The organism is Paenibacillus sp. GSMTC-2017, assembly GCF_016019935.1.
Lineage (GTDB): Bacteria > Bacillota > Bacilli > Paenibacillales > Paenibacillaceae > Pristimantibacillus.
The window spans coordinates 705506-717704 of the sequence record NZ_JAECMT010000003.1 but is presented as its reverse complement, the minus strand read 5'-3'; the positions used below and the strand labels follow the sequence as shown (position 1 = coordinate 717704).

The 12199-nt window shown below is 32.8% G+C and carries 11 protein-coding genes; all 11 read right to left on the bottom strand.

Translation table 11 applies throughout. The features are described from left to right. Window positions 1-46: 46 nt before the first annotated feature. Window positions 47-985: a glycosyltransferase family 2 protein gene (locus tag I6N90_RS15185; RefSeq protein WP_232243010.1), complete on the bottom strand. Its 939-nt coding sequence runs from the start codon at window positions 983-985 to the stop codon at window positions 47-49. Between the two features lie 66 nt (window positions 986-1051). After that, complete coding sequence (locus I6N90_RS15180; protein ID WP_197936437.1) at window positions 1052-2590, bottom strand: hypothetical protein; 1539 nt, start codon at window positions 2588-2590, stop codon at window positions 1052-1054. 12 nt (window positions 2591-2602) lie between these two features. Next, window positions 2603-4021, bottom strand: a complete 1419-nt coding sequence (locus I6N90_RS15175) for an MBOAT family O-acyltransferase (protein ID WP_197936436.1) — start codon at window positions 4019-4021, stop codon at window positions 2603-2605. A gap of 39 nt (window positions 4022-4060) precedes the next feature. Beyond that, a complete protein-coding gene (locus I6N90_RS15170; RefSeq protein WP_197936435.1) occupies window positions 4061-5965 on the bottom strand; it encodes a rhamnan synthesis F family protein in 1905 nt (634 codons plus the stop codon). Then, window positions 5966-6829, bottom strand: coding sequence for an NAD-dependent epimerase/dehydratase family protein (locus tag I6N90_RS15165; RefSeq protein ID WP_197936434.1), 864 nt, complete (start codon window positions 6827-6829; stop codon window positions 5966-5968). Between the two features lie 30 nt (window positions 6830-6859). Next, window positions 6860-7591, bottom strand: a complete 732-nt coding sequence (locus I6N90_RS15160) for an ABC transporter ATP-binding protein (RefSeq protein ID WP_197936433.1) — start codon at window positions 7589-7591, stop codon at window positions 6860-6862. 28 nt (window positions 7592-7619) lie between these two features. Further along, the gene (locus I6N90_RS15155) at window positions 7620-8393 is read right to left on the bottom strand and encodes an ABC transporter permease (protein ID WP_197936432.1); all 774 of its coding nucleotides are present in this window, start codon (window positions 8391-8393) and stop codon (window positions 7620-7622) included. Between the two features lie 49 nt (window positions 8394-8442). Further along, entirely contained in the window at window positions 8443-9294 is an 852-nt protein-coding gene (rfbD, locus tag I6N90_RS15150) for a dTDP-4-dehydrorhamnose reductase (RefSeq protein ID WP_197936431.1), read from the bottom strand. Window positions 9295-9360: 66 nt separating this feature from the next. Then, window positions 9361-10407: a dTDP-glucose 4,6-dehydratase gene (rfbB, locus tag I6N90_RS15145; protein WP_197936430.1), complete on the bottom strand. Its 1047-nt coding sequence runs from the start codon at window positions 10405-10407 to the stop codon at window positions 9361-9363. Between the two features lie 46 nt (window positions 10408-10453). Then, on the bottom strand, window positions 10454-11002 hold the full coding sequence (gene rfbC, locus I6N90_RS15140; protein ID WP_197936429.1) for a dTDP-4-dehydrorhamnose 3,5-epimerase: 549 nt from the start codon (window positions 11000-11002) through the stop codon (window positions 10454-10456). Window positions 11003-11020: 18 nt separating this feature from the next. Next, complete coding sequence (gene rfbA, locus I6N90_RS15135; RefSeq protein ID WP_197936428.1) at window positions 11021-11893, bottom strand: glucose-1-phosphate thymidylyltransferase RfbA; 873 nt, start codon at window positions 11891-11893, stop codon at window positions 11021-11023. Between the last annotated feature and the right edge of the window lie 306 nt (window positions 11894-12199).

Sequence of the window (12199 nt, the reverse complement as noted above, 5' to 3'; positions counted from 1 at the left end):
TTTCTCCATTATTACTTAAACAATTATTATTTGTAGTACGACAGGATTATCTTTGTTTTTCTTTTATTAAGTTCTCGATTATTCGTCTCTTTTTGAACATAGAGGGGAGTGTACGTAAAAGTGTCGGTAGGCAATTAAGTACAGCAGGTTCCCTAAATAGGAGATAGCCAAACTTTAACATTTCTTTTCCTGCAATTAGAGGAAGTTGATAAAATGAAGACGTAGATAACTTTTCGTTTTTTATCAACGTATAGAAATAATTCATATACGAATGCTGACGAATAAATACTGGGATCGATTTTCTATTACCTTTTTTCCAGCCCCTAGCATGCAATGCCTTTGCATTTGGTTCATAAAGGGATTTCCATCCCAATTTCTGAGCTCTCCAGGCAACATCAACATCTTCCTTGTAAGCAAAAAACTGTTCATCAAAAAACTCACCATTAACTGATACGTCTTGGATCATCCGTCTTGAGTAAAGAGAAGCAGCACCTGAAACACCAAATACCTCTCCCGCCACTTGCCACTTACTTATTTGATCTCCAGTCCCTCGGTCCTTAGCTTGTCTAGTAATACCCATTGTTAATCCAGTACTATCAATTACATCAGGGTCTAAAGCAAAAACTAGCTGTCCCGTTGCGCTTCCTGCTTTCCGATTCAATTCTAATGCATTAACAAGTTCTTCAATATAAAATGTACCCAGATTTACATCGGGATTTAGAACAAGTACATAGTCACTATTCGTAGCTTTGATAGCTTGATTTTGTCCACCAGCAAATCCATTGTTCTTTTTATTACTGATAATCTCCAGCGGCACATTCCTGCTATCATAACTTTCAATGGTCTGAAGCGTGGAATCTTTTGACTCATTGTCTACAATAATGATCGCTTGAATTGGATGGGATTGATTGCAAACTGCCTCCAGGCAGTTTGCAATCTCTGATTCGCTGTTATAGGTGACAATACAAATACTTACAGATGGCATAATCATTTTTCACCTATTTCTTTATTACTAGTATTCATTCAAGTTCTTTAATGGCTTGAATTTTAGTTATTTAACTATTACTTTATATTCAGATGAATGATATTGATATTTTTCATCCTTTGAAATAATAACAAAACTAAATTTTCCTGCTTCGATTAACTCAGAAGAAGGAACTGAAAAAGCAAAACCGGAATTTAGCAGTTTAGGATTATTAAAGTGTTCTGACACACTATTTCTCGCTATGCCATAAGACCCCGAATAATACTTGTCTCCAACTTTCAAAAATATATTGCTTGCAACATCTTGAGCCTGAGCATCCATAGCCCATCCGCTAATACTAGTTACATTAGTTGACTTATCGACATTGATATTATCCTGTTGTTCAACATATGCACCATTCAAAAAATCTATCCACATCGTTGTTGCGTTTTGAGAAATAGGTAATTCGATATAATCTTTAAATGTGCTGAACTCCGTTGAGGTGGATAAAATACTCATCGTTTTATCAAAACTGCGTTCTACATTTTCATAGATAACCATATCTGGATCTAAATACTCAACTAACATTTTTATCCGGTCTATGTTGTCAGTATAAATAAAATTCATTTCCGAGAAACTTTCTGCAAGATAGGGTGTTACAAAGCCATAAAGATAGCTATCTCCTAAAACAAGTACTTTAGGCAATGATTTATCTTCATTCTGGTAACTTGCCGACATCAAACTTGTAGAAAGGTTTAGTTTGTCTAATACTCCAAATACTTGAGTAGCAGTGCTTTTATTCTTTAAACTTAAAGAAATATCTTTCTCTGAAAATGTAACAGCATCATAAATATTCGTAGTTCTGTCATAAGCATTTGTATTAATATCAGCCCATGTTAAAACTTTTATATCCGGATAATAAGAACTAACCTTCTTCATAAGTTCCGTATAACCAATAAATGCTCCATAGCTATTCCAATGACCGTTATCGAAGTTAGGTGAATAGATGGTTGTTCTATTTTTCTCTTCTAACAGTGCATTTTTAGGAGTAAAGAAATCCAAATCTGTCTTATTAGTAAAGTATTCTTCAAGTAAATCTGTCCTAGAAACATTACCAACTTTTAAAATTGTATCTGGATAGTACTCAGGATATATAGTTTTCTTATCCAGATTTAACATTGTGATGAATGGTATATCTTTCGATTTTAAATAATCATCAATTTGATTTATTGATTTTCCCCATTGTTCTAATTGTTCATCAGTTGGTAAATTTAAATGTTGGTAATCTTTAATGATTTCTGGAGTTACATAGTAAAGCCATCCTTCTTTTCCTACCATAGTATCCTGTTTTGTCAATTCGCCAAACAACTTATACTGCATCATTGTGTTTGTTTTAACGAATTTTTCTCTTAAACCCAAGTTATCGTTAAACCAAGTTTCAAACTCTTTAATAAAATGAGTGTTTAAACCACCTTGTTCATTATTAAATGAAGGAAATTGAGCCAAAACCCTGTTTTCGGAAGTAGATACTTTTCCCGGTGTTTTATTTACAGCTATTAAGGGTATAGAAATGGCTAAACAAAAAAATACCGCCATCATAATATTAAAAAACTTATGTGCTTTCATTTCCATAACTCCTTAGAATCTAAAGTAAATAAAAGGGTTATATGTTGACGTTGCCATAAACATAATACAAATAATCAACAATACTGCAACATAAACATTTTGAATGAACAAACTAATAGTACTATGTTCTTCATATGTCCCTACATTATTTTTTATATATTTCGAAATCGGTAATGATGCGATACATCCGATAATCAATATTGTAATTACTATTGGGTCTAGGTAGTACCAAACAGTGAAACCTACGTTAGTAGGACTTACAATACCAAACATTACCTTTAAATAACCAATAGCATAGTTGATATCAGGGGCGCGGAAAAGAACCCATCCAATAACTACTACTATCATTGTAAAAAACCAAGTAATAAATTGTGGTATCTTCCATTTGAAATTCGACTTTTTAATTATACGTTCAATAATAAGGAATAACCCGTGCCACAATCCCCAAATTATAAAGTTCCACGCAGCGCCGTGCCATAGACCTGTTACGAGAAATACGATTAACAAATTAAAGTATACATTACCTGTACGATTACCACCTAATGGGATATACAAGTAATCTCTAAACCATGTGGATAGTGAAATGTGCCATCTACGCCAAAACTCAGTAACATTCCGCGATACATAAGGGAAATCAAAGTTTTCCTTGAATCTAAAACCAAACATTCTAGCAAGACCGATTGCCATGTCAGAATAACCAGAGAAATCGAAATAGATTTGTAAGGAATAACAGATAGCTCCCACCCAAGCGATAGCCATCGTATTTTGATCATAAGGTAATGCAAAAATATTATCAGCTACTTGGCCCAACGTGTTAGCAATAATAAGTTTTTTACCTAATCCAATTACGAATCTTCTCACACCATAAGCAAAATCATCTACAGTGGTAACTCGATTATCCATTTGATCTTGAACATCAACATATCTTACAATTGGACCTGCTATTAGTTGCGGGAAAAATGCTTTAAACAAAGCAAATTTCAATAGATTTTTCTGCACTTCAACTCTTTTTAAGTAAATATCGATTATATAGGACAAACCTTGAAAGGTAAAAAAGGATATCCCTATAGGTAAAATGATATTCTGAACTACAAACTCAAATCCGGTAATATTGTTAACGTTAATAATGAAAAAATCATAATATTTGAAGTAAAATAATAGACCACAATTGGCTGCAACTCCAATTAACATAACAGCCCGGTTAATCGCTTTACTATACCTTTGCATACAGTAATGCAATAAATAACCAAAGATATAGTTAATTAGAATAGAAAGAATGATGATTAAAACAAAACCTGGTTCTCCCCATGCATAAAAACCAAGACTTGCAACAAGTAAAAACAGATTACGATACTCTACTTTTAGCAAGTAATAAACTATTAAAACAATAGGAAGAAAACAAAAAAGAAAAACGGACGAACTAAAAACCATCGTTCCTACTCCTCGTCTATAGCAATATGTTCAAAATAACTATCTTCCATAAACCTTTCTCTTCCATCTTTTTAACACATTAACCATTTTAGGAGGTAAATTTTCACGCAATTTTGATTTGATAAAGTATTTCATTGATTTATTTTTGGTTATGCTTGTTCGAACTCCATATACAATTTCATCTAGATGTTTGTATCTATATCTACCATTCTCAAAAATGGCTCCATTCAACTGTCGAAGCATATGTTGCAAGTTTGTAACTTCTATTTTAGCAAATTTATCTGACATTACCCATCCTGGATAATATCCTTCGTATTGTGCAGCATACGGATAAATTCTTTCAATAGCATGTAATAACGTTCCGTCTATTTCATTTGGCTCTTTTGGAAAATCGTTATACTCCCAATCGTACTCAATCAGTGTTTTCAAAGCTTTGGGTCTAAACCAAAACATTGTACCTAATGGGGCAATTGGTTCTTTGTTTGAATCTAATGGAACATTTTTCATCCCTAGCTTTTCCATTAGTTCTTTAGTGTTTTTAAAATTGTTGGACCACTCCAACCCAATTGTAGAATAATATATCCCATGATTTGGTGGAGGTGGTGTCATCAGACCCAATTGCGGATTATCCTCAAACGTATGAATAATGTTTTCTACAAACGATTTACTTCCAAGAATATTTTCGAAACATTTATACATGAATGCTTCTCCAACACTGAACGGCTTAATCTGAGCGGTTTTTTTATCATGCGCAAAGCAAACATAATCGTAATCCATTAGAATTTTTTTACTAGCTACAAGAAGGGACGAAACATCTCTTCCTCTATTCTCAATAACTTTTACTTCTACTTTATTAACTGCCAATTTTTCGAATACTTTAATAATCGCATTCTTCTTGACTTCAGTGTTAGTTGTAATGTACACGTCAGCATAATTGGGCATAGATGATGCATATGTATAACAAGTTTCTATTAAATCTTCAAAATATAAGTGCATAATCAATGCAACTTTAGCATTTTTATTTGGTCTTTCTTCGGTGAACTTTGTTGGGAGTATGTAATTCAATTGCATATTTTTCTTAATATCAGCTTGATTACTGGTGCGAAGAATATTATCCCAAATGAGTTTCATATCATAATCTAGGTTGTCTCGAATAAATTCGTAAGTTTCTAATCCGACTTCGCCAGTATTATAACGCAGATAATAATCATAATAATCAAAAAACACTTTTCTTTTAACGATAGGACATTTTCTCTTTATTAATTCAAGAGGTGTATATGTTGTTGGAGCCTGTGTGTATTCCTTAAGATCATCTGTATTTATATACACATCAGAAATAAAACCACTGTCACAAAAATCTTTTGTAAAAACGCCTTCATGATATGCCATAGATTCAATATACGAACCAATCGGTCTCATAGTATCCCAGTATTTTTTGAATTCATAGCTAGTTAACATTTTGTTTCTAACAACTATAAAAAATGATTGTATAAAATCTGGGATGTAACCATATTTCATATTGCCGCCTGTCCAATCATCCTCAGAACCATAATGTTTTGTTATTCCCCAAAAATCTATGTTGCGTGTTCCCATCTCATCAAACATCTCTTTAAAGGGATACAATGGACCAAACATGGTGTAATTAATAAGTACCATCTCATCATATTCAGAAATGCCTTCCCATCCAATATACTCCATGCCTTCTTTATACGCCCAAACATCAAAACCTTTATTTTCTCTAACAACGATATTACTTGATAACTTTTCGAACTTTTGTCTACCTTCTACTGATAATTTCCCATTACAAACGATTACAAGTTTGTCAATATTTTTATTTAAATCCTCTAACATATAAGGGATATAATCATCTACAATACCATCTTTATCATAGAATAAGAAAATCCCTAGTCTTTTCATGCTTTTATTCTTAGTTGTTACAATCATCTAAACTACTCCCTCTTTGTTTCTAGAAGCTTGCAATATTTTTTCCACCTTATCATTACTTCCCCATACTGCTGGTGAATCATATGGTCTATCTGGAAAAGCACCATAGTTCAATTTTATTTTTAGACCATTTTCGGATAAAAAGTTTTCAACCATATCTTTTAACGCTATTGGTTTACCAGAACAACAATTAATTATTCCATTAACAGTATCCTGAAGTACAGTAAGTGAGATTTGATGTGCTAAATCGTTAATATTAATAAAATCATACTGATTTTTCCCGGATGTAAAAGGGAAATTTTCTTTTCCATCACGTTCAGCTTGTATTATTTTTGTGAAAATGGAGTTATTTCTTTGATCATCACCATAAATATAAAAAGCTCTTATCCATTGAAATATAGTATTTTGATCCTTTAAAAGAATTTCGATAGATTGTCTCAAACTATTTTTTGCTACACCATATAAGGAATAGGGCATATTTGGGGTACTCTCATTTATTTCTCCCTCGTGATAACCTACTTCGTGCATTGTACCCATTATTGCAATATGTTTAAGGCCACCGTTTATCATATTTTTAATAAACTGATAATGAAAAAAAAGATTTTTCATATGAGAATCTGAATTATGAACAAATCCGTCCGTCCATGCCATATGTAAACATACGTCAGGACGTCCTAATTCCTCATAAATATTATCGCTTCCTCCAAAAATATCATAGCTAATAATAGTTGCTCGTGAATCAATGTGTGTTGTCTTATGACTAATTGCAGTTACATTGATACCCATATCCAACAGACTAGTCACTACATTACTCCCGATATATCCGCCAGCTCCTGTGACTAACACAGTCTTCCCTTTTGACATAACATTATCTCCCAACTATAGAAACATAGATTATCCTTGCATATATGCTTCGCAAACTTCGTTTACAGAACCATAGGCCAGCATTTCACCCTTTTTCAACCAAATTGCATTTTTACACACACTTCTCACTTGATCAATTGAATGAGAAACTAATATTAGTGTAGTACCATTTGCAGTTAGCTCTTCCATTCTTTTTTCGCACTTCTCCTGGAAGGATTGATCACCTACCGATAATATTTCATCAACAATTAGTAAATCCGGCTTAACTAATGTAGCAATAGAAAAACCTAATCTAGCTACCATACCAGATGAAAAGTTTTTTAAGGGAACATCTATAAATTCATGTAACTCAGAAAATTCAACAATTTCATCAAACTTTTGCAACATAATTTTTTTAGAATAACCCAAGACAGCCCCATTTAGAAAAATGTTCTCCCGAGCAGTTAGTTCCACATCAAATCCTGTTCCTAGTTCAATCAGCGGGGCTATGCTGCCGTTAATTTTCACATTTCCATCTGATGGCTTAAAAATGCCAGAAATAACTTTAAGTAAGGTACTTTTCCCGGAACCATTTGCACCTATAATAGCAAAGGAATCTCCTTTTTCTACTTTAAAAGAAACCTCCTTTAATGCAAAAAAGTCCTCGCGATTAATTTTCTTCTTCAACATTTTAATCATATATTCTTTTAAACTATTCGTTTTTTCTTTTTCCAAATTAAATCTCATTGAGACATTTGATACTTCTACTGCGAATTCAGACATAGCTTTAATCCTTCCATTTCATATTCCTTTAAATATACAAAACAAATTTATGTTGATTCTTATAAAACACAAAAAGTCCGACTGCAATGGATACAAATGAAAACGTAATACATAATATATTCGTTTGAGCATCAGGTAATTGATTATAAAGAACCACATCTCTAAATGCTTCTACATAGTAATACATTGGGTTTGCATAAATAATTGCCCGTACGTAATCAGGCACCATATTAATAGGATAAAAAATAGGAGTTAGATACATCCAAGCAGATAATAAAACTGTATATAAATGAAGCATATCACGGAAATAAACTGCCAATACGGACATAATTAAGCCTACACCTATTGCAAACATTAAAATATATATTAATGGTAATGGGAATAATAGAGCTGTAGCCGTTAGAGGTGCACCTGTAGATATAATTACTATTAGTATTGCAGCCAACGAAAACAGAAGTGATACAAATGAAGACAGGACTCTTGATAAGGGAAATATATATTTGGGTATATATACTTTTTTGATCAATGAACCTGAATTAATAATAGAACTCATAGATAGTGAGGTAGCTTCAGCAAAAAAACTAAAAATTATTTGTCCAGCTAACAAATAAACAGGAAAATTAGGGATATCAAATCTAAAAATATTCGAAAAAACTGCAACTAAAACTAACATCATTAAAAGGGGATTTAACAAACTCCATAAATACCCAAGAAAAGAACGCCGATATTTGATCTTTAAATCTCTTACTATAAACTCACGTAGTAGATCCTTATATCGCCACATATTTTTAAAATTATTCATAACACATCTATCCTCAATAATTATTTTTTGCCTACTGAATTGTAGGCTTTCAATTAATATTATCCGTACTAATAAGATATCTATGAAGCGCATCTTGCCATTCTGGCAAACGATTAAATCCATTGATATCTAAGCTTTTTTTTGATAACCGCGAATTTTTTGGTCTTGTCGCACTCGTGTCATATTCTTCTGAGTTAATAAAATTAACTCTTGTTTGGGATCCTGTTTGCCGAAAAATTTCAGCAGCAAATTCCGCCCAACTGCAATATCCTTCATTTGTTGCATGATAAACTCCGTATTTATCTGTTTTAATCATATCGATAATAAGCAGGGCAAGATCTTTTGTATAAGTCGGAGAACCAATTTGGTCCGACACAACATCAATTTTTTGTCGTTCCTTACTCAGATTAAGCATTGTTTTCACAAAATTATTCCCATTTTCACCAAATGCCCATGATGTTCTAATTATGAAATGTTTATCTACAAGACGTAGAACTTCATTTTCCCCCTCTAATTTTGTTTGGCCATAGAAGGATAACGGTTTTGTTGTTGAATCCGTTTCATAAGGATCATTGCCTGAACCTGAAAACACATAATCTGTACTAATGTAAACAAGCTTAGCATTTATTGTTTTGCAAGCAACAGCAATAGTAGCTGTTGCTCCAAAATTAACCGCCCTACACTTTTCTTTTTCTTCTTCCGCAGCATTTACATTAGTAAATGCTGCGCAATGAATAATTACATCCGGTAAATAATTTAAAATGTACTTAGTTGTCTTTGTTGAATCAAGTAAATCTAACAATTCAGATCCAACACCGCTAGCTTCCATGCCAATTTCATTTAAGCATCGCATAATATCATATCCGAGTTGACCATTAACTCCAGTAACCAGTACTCTCATCTTCAAAACTCCTAATAATTACAATGTGAAATTAGGATTTAATCATAACTCATTTTAGATCCACTTTTAAAATTTATTATTACTATACTCTCCACTATGGACATTCTCTAGCCATTCTTTGTTTGTTAAATACCATTGTATAGACAATTTAATTCCTTCATCAAACATAACTGTAGGTTCCCAACCAAGTTCATCTTTTATCTTTGTAGGATCGATTGCATATCTTTTATCATGGCCTAGTCGATCTGTTACATATTTAATTAATGACTCCGGCTTCCCAAGCTCTTTTAAGATGATTTTAACTATATCAATATTAGTTTTTTCGTTAAATCCACCAACATTATACACTTCACCAGATTTACCATTATGGAGAACAACATCAATTGCACTGCAATGGTCACCTACATAAAGCCAATCTCTAATATTTAATCCGTCACCATAAACAGGCAAATCTTTATCTGCCAAAGCATTAGAGATAATCAAGGGAATCAATTTCTCAGGGAATTGAAACGGTCCATAGTTATTAGAGCATCTTGTTATATTTACATTTAAACCATAAGTTTCGTTATAGGCTCTAACAAACATATCAGCTGAAGCTTTGCTTGCAGAATATGGGCTGTTAGGAGCTAACGGTGTTGATTCAGTGAAATAACCTTCTTCTCCCAGTGAGCCATATACTTCATCTGTAGACACTTGCAAAAACTTTACTTCTGATTGAGAAATTCCAGCATCAATCCAGTTCTTTTTACAAGCGTCTAATAGCACTTGTGTGCCACTAATATTCGTTTCTAAAAATAATTGAGGATTTGAAATACTTCTGTCTACATGCGATTCTGCAGCAAAGTTAATGACATACTTAGGAGAGTATTTATCAAACAAACTTTGAATTAGACTTCTATCACATATATCACCATGTACAAATGTGTAATTACTGTTATTTTCCACCGTAGAAAGATTGTTTAAATTACCTGCGTATGTAAGAGCATCAAGATTCACTATTTTATAATTTGGGTACTTATCAAGCATATACAACACGAAATTACTACCAATAAAACCTGCTCCGCCTGTAATTAATATCGTATCTTGTTTGTCTGTCACTTCTACCGAAGTCATTATTTAACTACCTCCTGATTGTAAAGAAAAATGAATTAAGTCTTAATCAAAATAATTCTGAGAGCGCTTTTTGATTTTTATCTTTTTCTGATAATAAGATTTCTTCTATTCCATCTAGTGGCCAATCAATCCCGATATCAGGATCGTTCCACATTACACCGGAATCAAATTCTGGATAATAAAAATTAGTACACTTATATACAAATTCCGCTTCCTCTGATAAAACTAGAAAACCATGAGCAAAACCTTCCGGCACATAAAATTGCTTATTGTTTTCTCCAGTGAGCATAACTCCATGCCACTGTTTAAAAGTAGGAGAATCTTTTCTTAAATCAACTGCAACATCATATACAGTACCTGATAATACTCGCACTAACTTCCCTTGTGCATGTTGAGTTTGGAAATGTAATCCTCTTAAAACACCTTTTTTGGATTTCGATTGGTTGTCTTGGACAAACTTCATATCTAGTCCTGCAGCAGAGAAGTCATTAAAATTATAAGTTTCCATAAAGTATCCACGATCATCTCCAAACACCTTTGGTTCAATGATCGTCAAACCTTCTATTCCTGTTTTTGTGAATATAAATTGTCCCATTTATACCTCCTGCAGATATTAATAGTATCCTTCTGCTATTTGAACCAGATAGTTTCCGTATTCTGTCTTTAATAATGGAGACGCCAGTTGGAGTAACTGATCTTTGGTAATATATTTTTTCTTAAATGCTATCTCTTCAATACAAGCTATGTATAATCCTTGGCGTTTTTGTACTGCTTCTACAAAATTACTTGCTTCAAGCATTGTGTCATGAGTACCAGTATCCATCCAAGCCATGCCTCTACCTAGCAACTTTACATTTAATTCGCCTCTAAGCAAATATTGATTGTTGATTTCCGTTATCTCTAATTCACCACGTGCAGATGGTTTAATACTTTTCGCTATTTCTACCACTTTATTGTCATAGAAATACAAACCAGGAACCGCATAATTTGATTTAGGTTCTTTCGGTTTTTCTTCAATTGATAGAACTTTTCCATATTCGTCATATTCTATAACACCATACGCTTGTGGATTTTTCACAAAGTAACCAAAAATAGTTGCTCCTTCTTTTAATTGAGCAGCTTCTGTTAATACTCTACCAAAACTTTGACCATAGAAAATATTATCTCCTAGAATTAATGAAACAGAGTCATCGCCAATAAAGTCTTCTCCTATAATGAATGCCTCTGCTAATCCATTTGGAGACTCTTGTACTGCGTAACTCAATTTCAACCCAAGATGCTCTCCATTTCCAAACAGTTCTTTAAATGTAAGGATATCTCGTGGAGTGGATATAATTAAAATATCTTGTATGCCTGATAACATCAGTACAGACAAAGGATAATAGATCATTGGCTTATCGTATACAGGAACAATTTGCTTTGATATTGCTTTCGTTATTGGATATAAACGAGTGCCTGAACCACCCGCTAATATAATTCCTTTCATGATCTAAATCGATCCCCTTTCACTTACTATGTAGTTAAAAAATATATATTATTAAACATGCAAAATTTATTAATATGCATGTAATAAAACTAATATCCTCCGATTTACCTACACTACTATAACACTTCCAATCAACTATTTATATAATGTGAGCAACCAAAGGATATAATTTACTAAACATTCCCTTTATAACCTACTAGTCATTTCTTCAAAATTACTACCATATATTGGTTGAGATTTAGCATAATTATTGTAATAAAAAATTGATTCGACTTTATGTAGATGAGTTAACTGTAATTAACGCAT

Bases quoted from the DNA above. Each gene is read 5' to 3' on its own strand.
- I6N90_RS15185 (WP_232243010.1), bottom strand. From the start codon at position 985: ATGCCATCTGTAAGTATTTGTATTGTCACCTATAACAGCGAATCAGAG.
- I6N90_RS15180 (WP_197936437.1), bottom strand. From the start codon at position 2,590: ATGAAAGCACATAAGTTTTTTAATATTATGATGGCGGTATTTTTTTGT.
- I6N90_RS15175 (WP_197936436.1), bottom strand. From the start codon at position 4,021: ATGGTTTTTAGTTCGTCCGTTTTTCTTTTTTGTTTTCTTCCTATTGTT.
- I6N90_RS15170 (WP_197936435.1), bottom strand. From the start codon at position 5,965: ATGATTGTAACAACTAAGAATAAAAGCATGAAAAGACTAGGGATTTTC.
- I6N90_RS15165 (WP_197936434.1), bottom strand. From the start codon at position 6,829: ATGTCAAAAGGGAAGACTGTGTTAGTCACAGGAGCTGGCGGATATATC.
- I6N90_RS15160 (WP_197936433.1), bottom strand. From the start codon at position 7,591: ATGTCTGAATTCGCAGTAGAAGTATCAAATGTCTCAATGAGATTTAAT.
- I6N90_RS15155 (WP_197936432.1), bottom strand. From the start codon at position 8,393: ATGAATAATTTTAAAAATATGTGGCGATATAAGGATCTACTACGTGAG.
- rfbD (WP_197936431.1), bottom strand. From the start codon at position 9,294: ATGAGAGTACTGGTTACTGGAGTTAATGGTCAACTCGGATATGATATT.
- rfbB (WP_197936430.1), bottom strand. From the start codon at position 10,407: ATGACTTCGGTAGAAGTGACAGACAAACAAGATACGATATTAATTACA.
- rfbC (WP_197936429.1), bottom strand. From the start codon at position 11,002: ATGGGACAATTTATATTCACAAAAACAGGAATAGAAGGTTTGACGATC.
- rfbA (WP_197936428.1), bottom strand. From the start codon at position 11,893: ATGAAAGGAATTATATTAGCGGGTGGTTCAGGCACTCGTTTATATCCA.